Below are 17,816 nucleotides of genomic sequence, written 5' to 3'. Positions count from 1 at the left end.
TCAGTGCATGAACTGGTACATAAATTGCTGAATAAATGAAACTTAATTTCATCATTCGACAGCATTGCATGTGTGAGCGGATGGTTTTTTACTTTTGATTCAACTATGGGGACTGATAAGATGAACACCGCAATAAATGATGGATTGAAGACAAACAGTGAGGCATTTTCTGTTGCAACGCTGATCTATGCCCGATTAAGACGGGTATTGGGACGGGTGGTTGATGTGGTCTATCTGGTTGAAAATAAAGAGTATGCCTGCTATGTGGCCGAGCTTGCGCAGTCCACGGAGGATACAGAATTACAGCGCCATGCCGCTCGACTGCAAGTCTTACTTGAACTTGAACAGCAATCCGGGGCTCTGGAAGATCAGACGCAGCAACAGCCGGATTATTCAACTGAGGTGACTGAGGAGGAAATTTATCGGGCTCAGGTACCGCATCACTATATTGGTGCATTGCGCTAATCTGGATCGTCTGTTTTATGGCGTTGAACCTATTAAAATACAAATGAAAGTGCTGTCCATCCTGACTGAAAAGTGGAATTTTTCAGTCAGGACAGGATGGAAATCGGTTTTTAGCTGAATCCGTCTGAAAAATAATTTGTGTTTAAAATATCTGCCTGAAACATTTCATAAGCATATCTGATCTGATCCGAATCAAACGATGGGAAATCCGTGCGAATGCTGAAAACTTCAACTGCCAAATACAAAAGAATGTCTGTATAATGCCTTAACTTAACGTATAGGGAATCTCTCATGCACCTGGCGGCATTGCACACTCCGAGTCAGATTCAGCTTAATCAAAACAATAATTTAAAGCATTTTCTAACGATTGAAGGCCTTTCCAGAGCCACACTCACCAAAATTCTTGATACAGCACAGTCATTTATAAATGATCAGAATCAACTGATTACGACGCCATTACTGGAAGGTCGTACCGTCATGAATCTGTTTTTCGAAAACTCCACCCGGACCCGTATGACCTTTGAAGCCGCCGCGAAACGGCTGTCAGCCAATGTACTGAATATTGATATTGCCCGTTCCAGCACATCCAAAGGGGAAACCCTGCGTGATACGCTGTGGAATCTTGAGGCGATGGCCGCCGATGTGTTTGTGGTGCGTCATTCTTCCTCGGGCGCGGCGCATTTTATTGCAGAAACGGTGTCTCCGAATGTTGCAATTATCAATGCCGGTGATGGACGCCATGCTCATCCGACCCAGGCCATGCTGGATATGCTGACCATTCGTCGTGAGACCGCTAAAAAATTTGAAGACATCAGCGTGGCCATTATTGGTGATATTAAACATTCCCGGGTGGCCCGTTCAGATATTGCCGCACTGCAAACGCTGGGATGCCGCGATATCCGTGTAATCGCTCCCAACACATTGCTGCCCTGCGGGTTCAGTGAATATGGTGAGGGAATTCGTCTGTTCAATAAAATGGATCAGGGGGTGCAGGACTGTGATGTCATTATTACCCTGCGGATTCAGAATGAGCGCATTGACTCACCGGCGCTGTCCTCACAGGCTGAGTTTTACAAAATGTATGGTCTGAATAAGGAACGACTGGCATTGGCAAAACCGGATTGTATTGTCATGCATCCGGGGCCGATGAATCGTGGTGTGGAAATTGACTCTGCAATTGCCGATGGTCCGCAATCCGCTATTCTGCATCAGGTGACCAATGGGATTGCAGTCCGTATGGCTGTGCTGGCGCTTGCCATGCAGGGGCAGCTACAGGAAAAGGGTTTACTTGAAGCCATTACCATTTAAAGGGAGTCCGTCATGAGTATTGTAAAAATTGAAAATGTACGGGTACTGGACCCAGTCAGAATGATTGATGCTGTACAGTCTGTATATCTTGAAAATGGCCGGCTGATCACAGTGACAGATAATGTTTCAGAAAATAACCCTGCGGAAAACAGAATTTCAGAAGTCGTTGATGGCCAGGGCAAATGGCTGATGCCGACCATGCTTGATTTATGCGCACGTATGCGTGAACCGGGTCAGCAACAGCATGGTACTTTGAAATCCGAAGGTCGGGCCGCGCGTGAAAATGGCATTCTGCATGTGTTTACACCGCCGGATTCAAAACCGATTGTTCAGGACAATGGTGCATTGATTCATGGACTGGTTGAAAAAGCCAGACTGGATGGCGGTATTCATTTACAGATCATTGGCGCGCAGACCCAGGGATTGAATGGCAAACAGCCTGCCAATATGGCAGGTCTGAAAAAGGGGGGATGTACAGCTGTTTCCAACGCCTATGCGCCGTTTGAAGATGATGATGTGATCATTCGTACCCTCGAATATGCAGCTGGTCTGGACATGATGGTCATGTTCTATGCAGAAGAACATCAGATTGCCCGGGATGGCTGTGTACATGAAGGCTTTATTGCATCGCGTCAGGGCTTACCCATGATTCCGGCACTGGCAGAAACAGTGGCCATCGCCAAATATCTGCTCATGATTGAAGCGACCGGTGTTCGTGCCCACTTTGGCCTGTTGTCCTGTGGCGCCTCGGTGGAATTAATTAAAATTGCCAGGGACAAGGGATTGCCGGTGACCGCCGATGTTGCCATGCATCAGCTGCATTTAACGGAAGAATTGCTGGATGGTTTTAATTCACTGGCACATGTTCGTCCGCCGCTTCGTTCCGAAAAGGATAAGCAGTTGCTGCGACGTGGTGTTCAGGAAGGGGTCATTGACGCAATCTGTACGCATCATGAACCACTCAGCGGTTCTGCCAAACTGGCGCCATTTGAGGAAACATTACCGGGCATTACTGCATTTGACAGCTATATTCCCTTTGGTATTCAGCTAGTGAATGAAGGCCTGCTGCAACCCTTGCAGTGGGTTGAAAAAGTGACTGCTGCACCGGCCAGGGTAGCAGGCATGCTGGACAGATGGCAGCGGGAAGCCGGATGGGTACTGGTGGATCCGGCATTGCAATGGACACTGTCCAATGAAAATATTTTTTCACAGGGTAAAAATACGCCACTGATTGATCAGGTGGTCACAGGTAAAGCCATCCGAACATTTACAGTCTGACTGCCCATTTTTAAAAAAGTCAGCATCTGCTGGCTTTTTTATTGGTGTATTCAGTTATATAAGTTTAACCAATAATAACAAATCTTAAATAAATCCTTCATAAGATAAGCGCATAATTCTTATGTGTGTGAGAACAATAACTTCAGAATATAATGATTTAGGAGCATGTATGGATCTAATCGCCTTGCTTAAGGATCGGGTTTCACCACTCGTTCTGCAAAACCACACCACATTTTTAACAGAAAAAAGTAGCGCGCTTTCGGCGTTTTATCCTTTTTTACTCTCAGCTTTAAAAGAAAATCCAAAGCTGATCAGTTTTTTTCAGAATAATTTAAACCCACGAATTGCTGATTTATTTGGTTCCAATTCAGGTTTAAAGGATCAGTTATTGGCGCATCTGGGTGGTCCAGTTCCTGTTGAAGAACTTGAACAAACCATTAACAAGTCCATTGCTCCGACATTATCCTTACTGGGTGACCAGGCTGGTACACAGGATGAACAGGGCATTGTGCAATTTATTCAGCAGCATGCGTCTTCCATTCAGGCAGCATTGCCTCAGTGGTCTACCAGCCTGTTATCTGGCCTGGGCCTGGGTGCAGTGGCCAGCGCAGCGTCAAATCTGGGTTCTTCCGTCACTTCCAAAGTGAATGCGACAACGTCATCGGTACAGCAGAATATTCCTGAAAAACCTAAAAAAGGGATATTGTGGCCCATTATCGGTTTATTAATTCTGGTAGGCTTAATTGCATTATTGCTGCGTGCCTGTGACCAGAAAAAAGCCGCGCCGGATGCGGCACCGGCTGCACCATCGGCAGCAGAAGCATCGACTGAATCTGCGGCGCTACATCTGAAAACGGATGGACAGGGTCAGGTTGAAAGCTGTGAAGTTTCCATTGCAGATGCCGGTTTTGTTGATGTTTTACAGAATCATATTAAAACGTTATTTACCAAATCACAGCCATGTAATGCCAATACCGATGCGAAGTTCCAGGCTGCATTGCTGGATCAGAAAGCACTTCCTGACGTACTGAAACATGTACAGGGCGTGCCGAATGTAGATTTATCATGGGTGGATAACAAATTAACCATCCAGGCACCGGATCAGGCTCAGGCACAGCAACTGGCAGATAAGGTTAAATCACTGGTTCCTAACCTGCAGGTCGTGGCTGGTGCTTTACAGGGTGTCGATGTGAATCAGACTGTAAATAACAGTATCGATCAGGCGAAAAAAGCACTGTCTGACCTGACTGCCGGTGGTACAGTCGGCGCTGAAGATATTGCCAAAGCGCTGAATCTGCAAATTATTAATTTCAGTTCAGCATCAAGTGCAATTCCTGACAGCAATAAGCAGGTACTGGACCAGGCTGCTGCTTTACTGACGAAAGCGCCGGATGTGAAATTGAATGTCAAGGGTTTCACCGATTCAACCGGTAAAGCTGAAGCAAACAAGGTATTGTCACAAAAGCGTGCTCAGGCTGTTGCAGATTATCTGATCAGTAAAGGTGCCAAATCAGACCAGCTGACTGCGGTGGGTTATGGTCAGGAAAATCCTGTTGCGGATAACGCGACCAAAGAAGGACAATTTAAAAATCGTCGTATCGAATTTGAAGTTGTCAATACACAGACCGGTGAGCAGCAGAAAGTTGATGCTCAGCATTAAGTCACTGTTTCACAGAAAGCCCCGATTATTTCGGGGCTTTTTTTGTCGGATCGTTTTCCCTGTCTGCAAGTGAGTGGAAAGCTTTGACCAGATTAGTTCTCTGACTGAAAGCCCCCATTGATTCATCGTATTTTTATTGGCATGCTGTGACTTAGTTTTTTACTCGTAGCATAAAATGCGTATCAGTTTTATTGGTTCAGGCCGGGTTGCCACTCACCTTGCAGGTGTTTTATCCGGGTCACATGACATTGTACAAATCTGCAGCAGGGATCCTGTACACGCACAAAAACTTGCCCGGCAGGTTCAGGCACAGGCAATCAGTGATGATCAGCAGCTGAATCCGGACATTGATGTATTGATGCTGGCGGTCAGTGATCAGGCCATTGCGACTGTTATCCAGGGTTTACCGATCAGTTTCCGCAATATCCTGGTGGTTCATACCTCCGGCAGTACACATCTGGATGTACTGACCCGGCATCACCAGAGTTCAGGTGTGTTTTATCCCTTGCAGACTTTCAGCCTGGAGCGGCAAGTCAACTGGTCGGATATCCCTTTACTGGTGGAAGCGAATCATAAGGAAGATCTGGTTTTATTGACTCATCTTGCAAATAGCCTCAGTAATCATGTCTACCCATATAATTCAGTGCAACGTCTGAGTTTGCATCTTGCTGCGGTATTTGCCTGTAATTTCAGTAATTATTGCTATGACGTGGCCAGTCAGTTAACCCATGCGCAACAGGTTGATTTCAGTTTACTTTATCCATTGATGCTGGAAACCACCCATAAAGCAATGCAATATGATCCGAAGGCAATGCAGACCGGTCCGGCAGTCCGCGGCGATCAGAATATTCTGATGCTGCATCAGCAACTGCTGGCAGATGCGCAGCGCGAAGATCTGATACAGATTTATGAGTTGTTGAGTCGGGGAATTATGCAGCGGCATTTGAGCTGACCCGCAGGGGGCGTTGCTGCTTTGTTCAGAATCTAAAATAGCTGTTCATTGACACGATTGCAAATCATATTGAAGATTCAATATGTCTTCATCATCTGCTGAAAGCTGCCTGGTGGCATTTCAGTTGCCGGATTGGTTTGAATTGATCTTCTTAAAGATAAAATCACTGATCCGATGACCGGATTCAATGCCACGACGTTCAAATTTGGTTTGTGGTCTCCATTCCGGACGCGGATAACGGTTGCCTTTACCCGCCATGTTTTCCAGGGTGGGGCGATTGTCCAGCACATCCTGCATCCATTCAGCATAGGGCTCCCAGTCCGTTGCCGCATGGAAGGTCCCGCCGATTTCCAGTTTCTGTTCCACCAGCGGCATCCGTTCATGAGAAACAAATCGCCGTTTAAAATGACGTTTCTTTTGCCAAGGGTCAGGAAAATACAGTTGTATGCAATTAATGCTGTTATCCGGCATGTCACGTAATACCTGCATGGCGTCTGCATCCAGTAAACGCAGATTATTCAGTCCGGCCATGCCGGCTTCATAGACACATTGTGCAATGCCGGGAACATGGACCTCAATGCCAATAAAGTTACGCGCTGGATTGGCCTTTGCCATCAATACCAGTGAACGTCCCATACCAAAACCGATTTCAACAGTTAATGGACGTCCCGGTTCTGCAAAGTGCTGACGCAGATCGCCGACAGGATATTCCAGAATGAGGTGGCGATATTGTTCAAGTGCGGTACGCTGAGATGTATTCAGTGGGGATGAACGACGCATGAAAGTGACAATTTCACGATGTTCCTGCAAATTATCCAGTTCTGTAACCTGTAGCTCTGCTTGATCGTCTGACATAACCCTGACACATGTAAAAATTCAGAAGGGCTATTGTAAAACCTGAAAAGATTAAGTCAAATGAATCTGTGAAATTGACAGGCTTCCGATATTTTTTTGCCGGGTTTTAAATTTTTAATGTGATTGTCATGCGCAGAAAATAGACTCAGAGCAAATCATTAGCATGAATTAAAACCATGAAAATTTTAAAACCACATACATTGGCACTGAGTCTGACGTTAATGGGCTGTTCATTTTCCAGCTATGCACAGTTAATGTTCAGTCAGTATATCGATGGCAGCAGCAACAGAAAGGGCCTGGAAATTTATAATCCGGATAACACTGCTGTTAATCTGGCAGATTATGAAATTCAGCAATACAATAATGGCGTAACCACCAGGACCACCACAGTCCGTTTACAGGGTTCACTGGCCAGCAAACAGAAGTTTCTGGTCGGGCGTTCAGAGCTCAAGACTGAAATTGGCGATAAAGTCAATCAGGTTGCGGCTTTATCATTCAATGGCGATGATGCAGTTGTACTGGTGTACCGGGGAACGCCGGTGGATCGTTTTGGACGGATTGGTGAGCGTCCGGCTTCGGGCTGGGGAACATCGGTTTTAAGTACAGGCAACAGCTTTAAGCGTGTGGAAACTGAAAATCCGGCTGTCAGCATTGATCCAACGGCACCTTTTGATCTGGATCAGTCCTGGTCAGCCTGGGCAAACCGCAACGAATTTTCAAACCTGACTGCTTCGGGAACAACAACCCCACCTTCGACAGAAGTGGTGAGTTGTTCCGGAACTGATACACCTATTGCTGACCTGGCACAGGCCAGTCAGAACCAGGTGTATACCGTACGTGGTGTTATTACCGCCGATTATCGTTATAACAACGGTTTCTCCGGTTTCTACGTACAGACGCCGGACTCCAGGGCGAAACTGAATACCAGCAATGCTATTTTTGTCTATATTCCAAACAGCAGCCAGGTGAAGGGCGGTCAACCGGGTGATGAAGTTGTATTACGTGGTCGTTTAACCACTTACCAGAACCAGTTGCAGATTGATCAGTTACAGGGCGACGTCCAGACCTGTAACCAGAATATGGCAGATCAGGTCCAGCCGAAGAGCATGGAGTTACCATTCTCCGGTTTAACCGCAGGCTCTGAAAACTCGCCGTATCGTTATCAGGGCATGCTGGTGAAAATTCCACAGACCCTGACTGTCAGCGAAAACTATAACTATGGTCGTTATGGCGAACTGTCCTTAAGCTTGGGACGTTTATTCATTCCAACCAATTTATATCCGGCAAAATCCAGTGAAGCAATTGCACTGGCCAAACAGAATTTGCTTTCAAAAGTGATCCTGGATGATGGCTATAACAACCAGAACCGCACACCGTGGTTACCTGAAAACTTCAGTGCGCTGAATACATTACGCAGCGGTTATCAGATGAAGAATGTGGAAGGGATTCTGGAATATCGCTTTAACGGCTGGAGAATCCAGCCTGTGCAGGGCAGAGCTTTGCCGGAAGTGATCAAAGAGGGTAATCCACGCAATGACAGTGTCCTTGCCAGGGATTCAAAACAGGTCCGCGTTGCATCCTTCAATGTACTGAACTATGACAACGGAGCGCAGAAAGGCTTTCCAACTGAACGTGGCGCGACGTCCGAAGCAGAGTTTAAAAAGCAGCATCAGAAAATCATGACAGCATTAAAACGTATTGATGCTGATGTCTATGGTCTGATGGAAATTGCCAACAACGGTTATGATGATAAAAGCGCAATTGCTTACTTAACGAAAGCATTGGGTGCTGACTGGAAATATGTGATTCCACCGAAATCTGAGAAACTGGGAACAGATGCCATTGCTGTGGCCATCATCTATAACAGTAAGCGGGTTAAACCGGTCAATGAAGCTGCCGTATTTGATGATCAGACTCAGAAGAACCGCGTAACCATGGCACAGACCTTCCAGCCAATTAACGGCGGTAAGAACTTTACCATTATCCCGAATCATCTGAAGTCGAAACGCTGTGATGGCGCAACCGGGCTGGAAGCAGATCAGAACGATGGTCAGAGTTGCTGGAACCAGACCCGTTTAACTGCAGCACAGCAGCTGATGCAATGGATTGCCCGCAACCCGACGCAGGTACAGAAGCCAAACTATTTACTGGTGGGCGACATGAACAGCTATGCCAAGGAAGATCCGATACTGGCATTTGAAAAAGCCAGCTATAAGGTTCTGCTGAATGATGAAAAAATTGGTCAGGGCAAGCAGGCGTACAGTTATGTATTCGGTGTTGCAAGTAATACCGAAGGTTACGGTGGTGCGGGTAGCCTGGATCATGCCATCGCCGATGAGAACCTGTATCCTATGGTGAAACGTGCGTTCGCCTGGCATATCAATGCCGATGAACCTACGGCACTGGATTATAACGAAGAATATAAAACTGATGAGCAAAAAGCATTATTTTACAATGATGATGCCTTCCGTTCTTCAGACCATGATCCTGTTATTGTCGATCTGGATTTAAACGAAACTGATACTAAAGGTCTGGAGAACCAGGGAAACAAAAGCCCATGGAATTTCCTGACGGTACTGTTTTCCTGGATCAGCCAGTTATTCAGTCGCCACTGAGCTGGCTGAAAAGTCTGTGACATTTGGCCCTGTTCCACACGTGGCTGAATGTCATGGTAGATGATGACTTATTTTATATGCAGTCGGGCGTTTTACCGTAACAACGTAAATATCGCCTGATTGCATTTTTCTCATCCAGGTGAATATAACCCTAACGGTTTTCTGAGGGGATGCTGTATGCTCTTTATTCAATGAGCACAGTATTTTCGAAAATTGCCGTTTATATGAGTATTCAGGAAATCCTGTTTTAATTTTTACGCTTTATTGCAATTTATCCGGTGATGGAACTTGCAAGATTTCTAGAAGCGTTTTAAAACATAATAGAGTCAGATAACAAGGATCAATTATGAAGTTGTATTATTCCCCTGGGGCATGTTCACTTGCTTCCCATATTATTTTAAATGAAATTAATGTAGATTTTGACCTTGAAAAAGTGGATTTAAAAACACATAAAACTGAAAAAGGAACTGATTATTATCAAATTAATCCAAAAGGTTATGTGCCTGCACTTGAAATTAACCCGGGCTTGATCCTGACGGAAACCATTGCGATTTTACCTTTTCTGGCACAGCATGACCCAAAACAGGATCTGATTCCACCTTCCGGTCTTGGTCGTGCCAAAGTACTGGAGTGGCTGGGATATTTAAGTTCGGAATTACATGATGCCTATGCGGTATTTTTTGGTGAGCCGTTGCATGATGAAGCAAAAGCCAAAGCCTACGCCGGAATTGACCGTTTACTGACCTATATTAATAAAGCGATTGCCGAGTCAGACAATGACTACCTGGTGGATGACAATTTTGGTCCTGCAGATGCCTATCTCTTTGTACTGACTAATTGGTCCAATTCAATTGGACATGACCTGACACCTTATCCGGAGATTGTGGCCTTACGTAATCAGGTTGCTGCACGGCAGTCTGTACAGATTGCAATGCGTGATGAAGGTCTGATTCTTTAGGTGGATGACATAAATCGATCAATAAAAAGGATTCCAGGCGGAATCCTTTTTTATCGCAGTTTTGCAGTCAGCATTGTGCTAAATCAGTGATTCAGTCAATTATTTAAAAAAATAACCGGTTTCAGGTGAACTGGCATTGGCCATGCGCTTACGTGGCATGCGACCTGCCCGATACGCTTCACGGCCGGCTTCAACTGCTTTTTTCATGGCAGAGGCCATCAGAACCGGATGTTGTGCAGCAGCAATGGCGGTGTTCATTAATACACCATCACATCCCAGTTCCATGGCGATGGCTGCATCGCTTGCTGTACCTACGCCGGCATCGACCAGCACCGGAACACGGGCATTTTCCAGAATAATGGAAATGGTATGCGGGTTTAAAATGCCCAGGCCTGAGCCAATCAGGCTGCCCAAAGGCATAATGGCCACACAGCCCATGCTTTCAAGTTCCTGTGCCACAATTGGATCATCAGAAGTATAGACCATCACTTCAAAGCCATCATCAATGAGTGTCCGGGCGGCATCCAATGTTGCTGTGATGTTGGGATACAGGGTTTTTTCGTCGCCTAACACTTCCAGTTTGACCAGATTGTGGCCATCAAGCAGTTCACGTGCCAGCATACAGGTACGTACGGCACTGCTGGCATCGAAGCAACCTGCAGTATTGGGCAGAATGGTATATTTTTCAGGGGGAATGACCGACAGTAAATTCGGCTGATCGGCATGTTGCCCAATATTGACACGGCGTATGGCAACCGTGACAATTTCAGCACCACTGGCCTGAATTGCCAGTCCGGTTTCATTCAGATCCTTATATTTACCTGTACCGACCAGCAAACGGGACTGAAAGGTGCGTGAGCCGATAATAAGAGGGGTATCTTGCATGAAAAAGCTCCGAATTAGCCGCCACCGACAGCCTGAATAATTTCTATATGGTCATGTTCAGCAAGCTGGGTGTGTTCAAACCTGCTTCTGGAAAGAATCATTTCATTGATTTCAACAGCAAAGCGCTTTCCTTCCAGTGATAATTCCTGAATGAGCTGCAGAATATTCTGGCAGCTGGTTTCCGTAAGTTTGCCGTTTAAGTAAATCTGCATGAAAAATCCGTGTAATAGTGCAAAGTTATAGCAGTGATTGTTCGTATTTAAAGGCATTCCAGGCCAGCAGCAGCCAACCGGCAATCATGAATGTTCCGCCAATCGGGGTAATGGCACCCAATATGCGTGGAGCACCCAGCGCCATCAAATACAGGGAACCGCAGAAAATAAAAATTCCCAGTTGCAAACAGATAAAACTGGCTTTAAAGGGGAGTTGTGGGAGGACTCTGGCCATGATGCTAAGCATCAGCAGCCCCAGCGCATGCCAGAAAAAATATTCCGTTGCTGTATGCCACCAGCTGAGTTGTTCAGTTGTGGCACGCATTTTTAGACCATGCGCACCAAAGGCACCCAAAATGACTGCAAAAGCTAAATTGAGCGCTGAAATAGCAATCGACATAAGCAGGATTCACCGGAAATAAGTCTGCGCATAACCTTAACATAAATTTTAAATGCAGATAAGGCTAAAACCATGCTGTAGAACAAGTTCAGGGCAAAATAAAAGGGCCTGCAGGCCCTGATATCTGACAATGCCTCTGTATTTGTCACATCTCAGTTAGACGACATGGCGACCTTGATTTTCTCCATGGCATTTTTTTCCAGCTGACGAATCCGCTCCGCAGAGACGTTATATTCTGCTGCCAACTCATGCAATGTGGATTTATCATCATCCAGCCAGCGTCGTTGCAGAATATTTCGTGAGCGGTCATCCAGTTGTTCCATTGCCTCATGCAGGGCGGAACTGCTCTGTTGCTCGTAATCTTCCTCTTCTGCCAGGCGGGCCGGATCGTAACGGTTATCTTCCAGATACAGGGCCGGGGCAACCGGAGCTGAACCTTCGCCGTCATCATCGCCCTGTGCTTCAAAAGCAGCATCATAGGCGGTCAGGCGGCCTTCCATCTCAAGAACCTGTTCCGCGGTGACGTTCAGGTCGGCCGCAATGGATTTTGCTTCATCCAGTGTGAGTTTCTTACTGGATTTTTTCAGGCTGCGTAAATTGAAAAATAATTTACGCTGTGCCTTGGTGGTCGCAATTTTGACAATACGCCAGTTACGGATCACATATTCATGAATTTCTGCTTTAATCCAATGCACGGCAAAGGAAACCAATCGAACCCCCATATTGGGGTCAAAGCGTTTGACTGCTTTCATCAGCCCGAGGTTGCCTTCCTGAATCAGATCACCCTGCGGTAAGCCATAACCTGCATAACTGCGTGCAATATGCACCACAAAACGCAAGTGGGACATCACCAGCATTTTTGCTGCGTCCAGATCCTGATCATAAAAATAACGATCAGCCAGTTCTTTTTCCTGTTCGGCAGTCAGAATCGGAATCTGATTGACAGTACTGATATAAGCGCCAAGATTTACACCGGGCGCAGATAAGGACAGGGGCATCAGTTGATTGCTGCTGTCACTCATGTGTTCTCCTCAACCAGGTATGTATTGTGGGCAATAGGACCATCTTAATTGGAATAATATGCATTGATAAGCAAAATTGGGTATATAAATGTAAAATTTTATGCAATTTCATCGACTTTTAGTGTAAGTGGAATATGCTTAAGATTCAATTAAGTAATGAAATTCATCATCAGATAATTTCGTCATTTGACAGTGAATGCCGTGAATCTGACAATAACGTAAAATATCGGTCTGACTGTGCGGGTCGGAGGCTTTCAGCAGCAGCGTCTGCCGGGGAAGGGCTTTTTTCAGCTCACGCTTCAGCATCAGCAGCGGCATTGGACAGGGTTGATCCATTGCATTAATACAAGTGTATTCAGTCATTTCCGGTCAGTGAATCAGATTCGGCAGTATCTAGTCTAACAAATTACAGAGAACTCACCAAAAGTTATTTTGTGGCAGCCAGGTGCAGAATCCCAGGCAGTTTTAAGCCTGTTCAGACATGCAGAATTGAATCTGAATCGTCAATAGATACTTTTCTTAAAACTTTTATCGAAAAAATTCTATTAATTGTCATAAACCCGTGTTAAGCTCGTTGGCGTAATTAAGGTTTTGTCATAAAACAATTGTTGTTTTAAAACCCTATTACCAGATGGATGTAACCGGGATTTTGTTAATAGTTTTACAGAATGATTACAAGCTTTGAAATACAAAATTATTTTAAATCTTTGTTTGCTCTGCTGTTTGCAACACCGGGTGGTCCTTTTTCTTAATAACTGAGGATTAACTTATGACAGCTCGTGAACAAGGTGTTGTTAAATGGTTCAACGACACTAAAGGTTTCGGCTTTATTCAACGCGCTGGCGGCGATGACGTATTCGTTCATTTCCGTGCTATCCAGGGCGACGGTCACCGTTCACTTCGTGACGGTCAACGTGTTGAATTCAGCGTTGTTCAAGGTCAGAAAGGTTTTCAGGCAGAAGAAGTTCAGCCTTTAGACTAATATTCAGTTTTCATTACTGAATATCAGACGCCCCAATATGATATTGGGGCGTTTTTGTTTATAATCGGGCATTGTTTTTTTCCATCACAGTTAGAGCACGTATTTATGGCTTCTGGTTTTCAAACCCTGAATTTACATCCGCAATTAAATCAAGCGATTGATGCTTTAGGGTTTAAGGAAATGACTCCAATCCAGCAAAAGGTTCTGAAATACACGCTGGCCGGGCACGATGCAATCGGGCGCGCTCAGACCGGTACCGGTAAGACTGCAGCATTTCTGATCAGCGTGATTAATGATCTGCTGAATAATCCACTTACAGCTCAGCGCTATCGTGGTGAACCACGGGCCTTGATTCTGGCGCCAACCCGTGAACTGGCAATTCAGATTGAAAATGATGCCAGGGATCTGACCAGGTTTAGTGATTTAAATGTGGTGACCCTGGTCGGTGGTGTGGATTTTGATAAACAGAAAAAACAGTTAAGCCAGAACTTTGTTGACATTATGGTAGCGACACCTGGTCGTCTGATTGATTTTATTGAACAAAAGGAAGTTTATCTGGATCTGATCGAATTCCTGGTGATTGATGAAGCAGACCGCTTACTGGATATGGGTTTTATTCCCTCAGTCAAACGGATTGTGCGTTATTCACCACGCAAGGAACAGCGCCAGACCTTAATGTTTTCTGCAACCTTCAGTTATGATGTGCTGAACCTGGCGCAGCAATGGCTTTTTGAACCGGTTACTGTTGAAATTGAGCCTGAAAAGAAAACCAATGCCGATGTAGAGCAGCGGGTTTATGTGGTTGCCAGGCAGGATAAATATAAATTATTGCAGGATATCCTGCGTGATGAACCCATTGAAAAAGTGATGATTTTTGCAAACCGGCGTGATCAGGTGCGTAAACTGTATGATCATTTGAAGCGGGATGGCTATAAGGTGGTCATGTTATCCGGTGAAATTGCTCAGGATAAGCGTCTGAAAATGCTGGATCAGTTCAAAAACGGGAAACACAATATCATGATTGCAACAGACGTTGCCGGTCGTGGTATCCATGTTGATGGCGTGTCGCATGTGGTGAATTTTACGTTGCCGGAACAGTCGGATGACTATGTGCATCGTATTGGCCGGACCGGTCGTGCCGGGACCCAGGGGGTCAGTATTAGTTTTCTGTCAGAAGATGATGCATTTTATCTGCCGGAAATTGAAAAGGCCATTGGGCAGAAATTGCCACTGACCCGATTGGAAGGTTATTGCTGATGCCGATTGAAGCAACCGCGCAGCAGATTACAGCCGGATTTTAAACAAGCTTCTCAGCATGAACAGCCGAAAAGCAAAGCCCCTTAACCGAACAGAGGCTTTGCTTTTTTCTTTCATGGAATAGCTGAATGGTTTATGTATTTGCTTTGCAGCTGAAGGTCAGCGTGGTCTGGTAGTCTGTATCCTTGTCCACTCCGGTATCTCTGCCCAGTACTGAGCCCAATACGCCGGCAGCCGCATGAATCATCTGTCCGGTTTTTTCATCAACCACACCTTTCAGGGCGCCACTGTATTCAGATTTTTCATCACTGACAACCGGTGTGGCCTTTTTACCACAGGTGTTGTTTGCCGCTGCAATGGCATTGTTTTTTGCAATGATCTGGCTTTTGCCCAGGCCTGTAATTTCATACTGATTGTCAGTTTTCTGTATGGCAAGTGTCTGTGTCTGTGTGGAAGCACAGGCTGCCAGTGTCAGTGTGGTCAACAGGACGGTCAGTCCGGAAATTTGATTCATGTATGGAATACTCATATTTATGTTCCTTAATGTCAGGAAACGATCTGAATTCATTGGAACATGGCAATCGGTTGTATCGTGGTACAAGTTGTATAAAAATTGATGTCTTATATTGCAGTCATGTGAATGTATGCGTGTGATTGCAGGAAAATGTTCTCTGCATAGCACTTTTTTTTTAGAGTATGCTAAGCTTGAATCACATATGTTTTCACAGATATACAGTCAATGACCGATTCAGCTCTCAAAATAATTCATGACAATATGCACAACCGCCAGTCGGTCGGACAACTGGTGGAACCTGCACCGGATGCAGCACAGCTTGAAATAGCTTTTCAGGCGGCATTGACAGCGCCGGATCACCACAGGTTAAAACCGACCCGTTTTATGGTGGTTGAGCAAGATCAGCGTGAAGCTTTTGCTGAGTTGCTGGTTCAGGCGATGGTGGATCAGGGGGAACAGGACCCGGTACAGCTGGATCGTGTCAGGCATCATCCATTTCGTGCACCCTTACTGGTACTGGCGGTTACCCAGTTTCAGGATCACCCCAAAGTGCCTTATTTTGAACAGACACTCAGCAGTGGTGCGGCCATTCAGAATTTTTTACTGTCCATGCAGGCACAGGGTTTTGCCAGCATATGGCGCAGTGGTGCAGTGGTTGAATCAAAGCTGTTTAAGCGGGCATTGGGTTTGCAGGAACATGATTTGATTTCCGGTATTATCTATCTGGGGACTGCAGCCAGGACCATTATGCCCAGAGCTGAGTCTGATAATCAGCCGTATGTGAGTTTATGGCGCAGGGCATGATGTGTCTGAGCATGCGTATGACTGAAATTTGTATGATTCAGGATAGCAGGAACGGTACTGGGGAGTGCCAATGTCGGATTTAAAATTTACGGATCTGGTTGAGCCTGTTGAGATGAATCAGAAAACAGCGCTGAGAATAACGGTATTGGGGGGGGGCAGTTTTGGAACTGCCATGGCAAACATAGCGGTACGTAATGGCTGTGACACCATGATCTGGATCCGGGATCAATCCGTTGCACAGGAAATGAATGCCAGTCATGTTAATAGACGTTATCTGCCGGATTATCCATTGGAACCTGCCTTATGTGCAGAGTCTGATCTGAAAAAGGCTGTCTGTAACCGGGACATCATTCTGGTGGCCATTCCCAGTCACTCTTTTCGTGATGTACTCAGACAGATCAGGCCATATATCAGTGCGCAGGCGGTAATTTCCCTGACCAAGGGTGTAGAGGCTCAGACGTTCAGTTTTATGAGTGATATCATTCGCGAAGAGTTGCCGGAAGTTCCTTATGGTGTGTTGTCAGGTCCAAATCTGGCGAAGGAAATTATGGCGGGTATGCCTGCGGGAACCGTAATTGCCAGTCACTCTGAACTGGTTCGTTATGCAGTACAACAGGCACTGCATAGTGCCTTATTCCGGGTGTTTGGCAGTGATGATGTACATGGCGTGGAACTCGGTGGTGCTTTAAAGAACATTTATGCAGTGGCCATGGGCATGGCTGCGGCTTATAAGGTGGGTGAAAATACCAAAAGTATGATTTTAACCCGGGCATTGGCAGAAATGAGCCGTTTTGCGGTTAAACTGGGTGCGAATCCACTGACTTTTCTGGGTTTGTCCGGCGTGGGGGACCTGTTCGCCACATGTAACAGCCCATTAAGCCGTAATTATCAGATGGGTTTTGCACTGGGATCCGGCAAGAGCCTGGATCAGGCTACAAAAGAATTGGGCCAGACTGCAGAAGGCATCAATACTATTATTCAGGTTGCTGCCCGTGCCCGGGAACTGGAGGTGTATATGCCCATTACCACGGCATTGCATGAAGTGATTTTTGAGGGTGCACCGCCGCTGAATATTGCAATATCCCTGATGAAGAGTGGCCACCGCAGTGATGTGGAGTTTGTGTTGCCGCATAATGAAGTCTGATGACTGAAAATGATAGGATTAAGACGGGAAAAATAAATGCAACTGACATTGGTGAGACATGGTGAGGCGGCAGCTCCGGTCAATGGTAATGATCATAAACGACCATTGACTGAGCGTGGACATCTTCAGGCAGAACAGACCGCTGAGTTTTTGAAGACACAATATGTTCCGGATGTGTTTGTGGTCAGTCCGCTGCTGCGTGCGCAGGAAACGCTGGCACATATACAGCACTATTTTCCGGATGTTCCGGTTTTAATTTGTGATACTATCAAGCCGGATGATGATGCAGGGCTTGCGGTGGAATGGCTGGCTCAATTACCATTTGAACAGGTTACTGTGGTGTGTCATATGAATGTTGTTGCACATATTGCAGAGCAACTGACCAATGACGCCTTTCAGCCATTTTCACTGGCTGAGGCACGGATTTATGAGCAGGCAGTGATTGCAAATGGTTTGTCGACACAAAAAAAGGCGTTTGTTCCGAGTGCATAAGCACCCCATAATA

19 protein-coding genes are annotated in these 17,816 nt (G+C 45.8%); 12 read left to right on the top strand and 7 right to left on the bottom strand.

The features are described 5' to 3' along the window. Positions 1 to 120 precede the first annotated feature (120 nt). From ACT6PV_RS07555 to ACT6PV_RS07535, 5 genes are all read left to right on the top strand, one after another. The gene (locus ACT6PV_RS07555; RefSeq protein ID WP_445115791.1) at positions 121 to 465 is read left to right on the top strand and encodes a hypothetical protein; all 345 of its coding nucleotides are present in this window, start codon (positions 121 to 123) and stop codon (positions 463 to 465) included. Between the two features lie 291 nt (positions 466 to 756). Continuing rightward, positions 757 to 1,773: an aspartate carbamoyltransferase catalytic subunit gene (locus ACT6PV_RS07550; protein WP_445115790.1), complete on the top strand. Its 1,017-nt coding sequence runs from the start codon at positions 757 to 759 to the stop codon at positions 1,771 to 1,773. 12 nt (positions 1,774 to 1,785) lie between these two features. Continuing rightward, positions 1,786 to 3,051, top strand: a complete 1,266-nt coding sequence (locus tag ACT6PV_RS07545) for a dihydroorotase (protein WP_445115789.1) — start codon at positions 1,786 to 1,788, stop codon at positions 3,049 to 3,051. Between the two features lie 169 nt (positions 3,052 to 3,220). After that, positions 3,221 to 4,711: an OmpA family protein gene (locus ACT6PV_RS07540; RefSeq protein ID WP_445115788.1), complete on the top strand. Its 1,491-nt coding sequence runs from the start codon at positions 3,221 to 3,223 to the stop codon at positions 4,709 to 4,711. A 175-nt stretch (positions 4,712 to 4,886) separates the two neighbouring features. Next, the gene (locus tag ACT6PV_RS07535; protein ID WP_445115787.1) at positions 4,887 to 5,663 is read left to right on the top strand and encodes a Rossmann-like and DUF2520 domain-containing protein; all 777 of its coding nucleotides are present in this window, start codon (positions 4,887 to 4,889) and stop codon (positions 5,661 to 5,663) included. 120 nt (positions 5,664 to 5,783) lie between these two features. On the opposite strand, the gene trmB is transcribed toward ACT6PV_RS07535, so the two are convergent. Continuing rightward, entirely contained in the window at positions 5,784 to 6,518 is a 735-nt protein-coding gene (gene trmB, locus ACT6PV_RS07530; protein WP_445115786.1) for a tRNA (guanosine(46)-N7)-methyltransferase TrmB, read from the bottom strand. Between the two features lie 176 nt (positions 6,519 to 6,694). On the opposite strand from trmB, the gene ACT6PV_RS07525 reads away from it, so the two are divergent. Next, the gene (locus ACT6PV_RS07525) at positions 6,695 to 9,133 is read left to right on the top strand and encodes an ExeM/NucH family extracellular endonuclease (RefSeq protein WP_445115785.1); all 2,439 of its coding nucleotides are present in this window, start codon (positions 6,695 to 6,697) and stop codon (positions 9,131 to 9,133) included. 346 nt (positions 9,134 to 9,479) lie between these two features. Then, on the top strand, positions 9,480 to 10,091 hold the full coding sequence (locus tag ACT6PV_RS07520) for a glutathione binding-like protein (RefSeq protein WP_445115784.1): 612 nt from the start codon (positions 9,480 to 9,482) through the stop codon (positions 10,089 to 10,091). 99 nt (positions 10,092 to 10,190) lie between these two features. On the opposite strand, the gene ACT6PV_RS07515 is transcribed toward ACT6PV_RS07520, so the two are convergent. The 5 genes from ACT6PV_RS07515 to ACT6PV_RS07495 form a co-directional block, all read right to left on the bottom strand. Continuing rightward, positions 10,191 to 10,976: a thiazole synthase gene (locus ACT6PV_RS07515; protein WP_445115783.1), complete on the bottom strand. Its 786-nt coding sequence runs from the start codon at positions 10,974 to 10,976 to the stop codon at positions 10,191 to 10,193. 14 nt (positions 10,977 to 10,990) lie between these two features. Beyond that, the gene (thiS, locus tag ACT6PV_RS07510) at positions 10,991 to 11,188 is read right to left on the bottom strand and encodes a sulfur carrier protein ThiS (RefSeq protein ID WP_445115782.1); all 198 of its coding nucleotides are present in this window, start codon (positions 11,186 to 11,188) and stop codon (positions 10,991 to 10,993) included. 25 nt (positions 11,189 to 11,213) lie between these two features. Next, a complete protein-coding gene (locus tag ACT6PV_RS07505; protein WP_445115781.1) occupies positions 11,214 to 11,588 on the bottom strand; it encodes a DUF423 domain-containing protein in 375 nt (124 codons plus the stop codon). A 152-nt stretch (positions 11,589 to 11,740) separates the two neighbouring features. Continuing rightward, positions 11,741 to 12,610, bottom strand: coding sequence for an RNA polymerase sigma factor RpoH (gene rpoH, locus ACT6PV_RS07500; protein ID WP_445115780.1), 870 nt, complete (start codon positions 12,608 to 12,610; stop codon positions 11,741 to 11,743). A gap of 138 nt (positions 12,611 to 12,748) precedes the next feature. Next, complete coding sequence (locus ACT6PV_RS07495; RefSeq protein ID WP_445115779.1) at positions 12,749 to 12,973, bottom strand: sulfurtransferase TusA family protein; 225 nt, start codon at positions 12,971 to 12,973, stop codon at positions 12,749 to 12,751. A gap of 406 nt (positions 12,974 to 13,379) precedes the next feature. Between ACT6PV_RS07495 and ACT6PV_RS07490 the strand changes: the two genes are divergently transcribed. Continuing rightward, on the top strand, positions 13,380 to 13,592 hold the full coding sequence (locus tag ACT6PV_RS07490; RefSeq protein WP_004822370.1) for a cold-shock protein: 213 nt from the start codon (positions 13,380 to 13,382) through the stop codon (positions 13,590 to 13,592). 105 nt (positions 13,593 to 13,697) lie between these two features. Beyond that, positions 13,698 to 14,849, top strand: a complete 1,152-nt coding sequence (rhlB, locus tag ACT6PV_RS07485; RefSeq protein ID WP_445115778.1) for an ATP-dependent RNA helicase RhlB — start codon at positions 13,698 to 13,700, stop codon at positions 14,847 to 14,849. Positions 14,850 to 14,982: 133 nt separating this feature from the next. Here rhlB and ACT6PV_RS07480 read toward each other — a convergent pair whose 3' ends face one another. Beyond that, positions 14,983 to 15,363, bottom strand: coding sequence for a hypothetical protein (locus ACT6PV_RS07480; RefSeq protein WP_445117060.1), 381 nt, complete (start codon positions 15,361 to 15,363; stop codon positions 14,983 to 14,985). Positions 15,364 to 15,588: 225 nt separating this feature from the next. Between ACT6PV_RS07480 and ACT6PV_RS07475 the strand changes: the two genes are divergently transcribed. From ACT6PV_RS07475 to ACT6PV_RS07465, 3 genes are all read left to right on the top strand, one after another. Further along, the gene (locus tag ACT6PV_RS07475; RefSeq protein ID WP_445115777.1) at positions 15,589 to 16,167 is read left to right on the top strand and encodes a nitroreductase family protein; all 579 of its coding nucleotides are present in this window, start codon (positions 15,589 to 15,591) and stop codon (positions 16,165 to 16,167) included. A gap of 70 nt (positions 16,168 to 16,237) precedes the next feature. Then, a complete protein-coding gene (locus ACT6PV_RS07470) occupies positions 16,238 to 17,311 on the top strand; it encodes an NAD(P)H-dependent glycerol-3-phosphate dehydrogenase (RefSeq protein ID WP_445115776.1) in 1,074 nt (357 codons plus the stop codon). 36 nt (positions 17,312 to 17,347) lie between these two features. Next, the gene (locus ACT6PV_RS07465; protein ID WP_445115775.1) at positions 17,348 to 17,803 is read left to right on the top strand and encodes a phosphoglycerate mutase family protein; all 456 of its coding nucleotides are present in this window, start codon (positions 17,348 to 17,350) and stop codon (positions 17,801 to 17,803) included. Positions 17,804 to 17,816 lie beyond the last annotated feature (13 nt).

The organism is Acinetobacter sp. WZC-1 (assembly GCF_052544965.1).
Note: the sequence above shows the minus strand (reverse complement) of the source record. Positions and strands in the feature narration are given on the sequence as shown.

What these genes read in the sequence shown, in the direction of transcription:
- ACT6PV_RS07555 (WP_445115791.1), top strand. Translation starts at nt 121, where the DNA reads ATGAACACCGCAATAAATGATGGATTGAAGACAAACAGTGAGGCATTT.
- ACT6PV_RS07550 (WP_445115790.1), top strand. Translation starts at nt 757, where the DNA reads ATGCACCTGGCGGCATTGCACACTCCGAGTCAGATTCAGCTTAATCAA.
- ACT6PV_RS07545 (WP_445115789.1), top strand. Translation starts at nt 1,786, where the DNA reads ATGAGTATTGTAAAAATTGAAAATGTACGGGTACTGGACCCAGTCAGA.
- ACT6PV_RS07540 (WP_445115788.1), top strand. Translation starts at nt 3,221, where the DNA reads ATGGATCTAATCGCCTTGCTTAAGGATCGGGTTTCACCACTCGTTCTG.
- ACT6PV_RS07535 (WP_445115787.1), top strand. Translation starts at nt 4,887, where the DNA reads ATGCGTATCAGTTTTATTGGTTCAGGCCGGGTTGCCACTCACCTTGCA.
- trmB (WP_445115786.1), bottom strand. Translation starts at nt 6,518, where the DNA reads ATGTCAGACGATCAAGCAGAGCTACAGGTTACAGAACTGGATAATTTG.
- ACT6PV_RS07525 (WP_445115785.1), top strand. Translation starts at nt 6,695, where the DNA reads ATGAAAATTTTAAAACCACATACATTGGCACTGAGTCTGACGTTAATG.
- ACT6PV_RS07520 (WP_445115784.1), top strand. Translation starts at nt 9,480, where the DNA reads ATGAAGTTGTATTATTCCCCTGGGGCATGTTCACTTGCTTCCCATATT.
- ACT6PV_RS07515 (WP_445115783.1), bottom strand. Translation starts at nt 10,976, where the DNA reads ATGCAAGATACCCCTCTTATTATCGGCTCACGCACCTTTCAGTCCCGT.
- thiS (WP_445115782.1), bottom strand. Translation starts at nt 11,188, where the DNA reads ATGCAGATTTACTTAAACGGCAAACTTACGGAAACCAGCTGCCAGAAT.
- ACT6PV_RS07505 (WP_445115781.1), bottom strand. Translation starts at nt 11,588, where the DNA reads ATGTCGATTGCTATTTCAGCGCTCAATTTAGCTTTTGCAGTCATTTTG.
- rpoH (WP_445115780.1), bottom strand. Translation starts at nt 12,610, where the DNA reads ATGAGTGACAGCAGCAATCAACTGATGCCCCTGTCCTTATCTGCGCCC.
- ACT6PV_RS07495 (WP_445115779.1), bottom strand. Translation starts at nt 12,973, where the DNA reads ATGACTGAATACACTTGTATTAATGCAATGGATCAACCCTGTCCAATG.
- ACT6PV_RS07490 (WP_004822370.1), top strand. Translation starts at nt 13,380, where the DNA reads ATGACAGCTCGTGAACAAGGTGTTGTTAAATGGTTCAACGACACTAAA.
- rhlB (WP_445115778.1), top strand. Translation starts at nt 13,698, where the DNA reads ATGGCTTCTGGTTTTCAAACCCTGAATTTACATCCGCAATTAAATCAA.
- ACT6PV_RS07480 (WP_445117060.1), bottom strand. Translation starts at nt 15,363, where the DNA reads ATGAATCAAATTTCCGGACTGACCGTCCTGTTGACCACACTGACACTG.
- ACT6PV_RS07475 (WP_445115777.1), top strand. Translation starts at nt 15,589, where the DNA reads ATGACCGATTCAGCTCTCAAAATAATTCATGACAATATGCACAACCGC.
- ACT6PV_RS07470 (WP_445115776.1), top strand. Translation starts at nt 16,238, where the DNA reads ATGTCGGATTTAAAATTTACGGATCTGGTTGAGCCTGTTGAGATGAAT.
- ACT6PV_RS07465 (WP_445115775.1), top strand. Translation starts at nt 17,348, where the DNA reads ATGCAACTGACATTGGTGAGACATGGTGAGGCGGCAGCTCCGGTCAAT.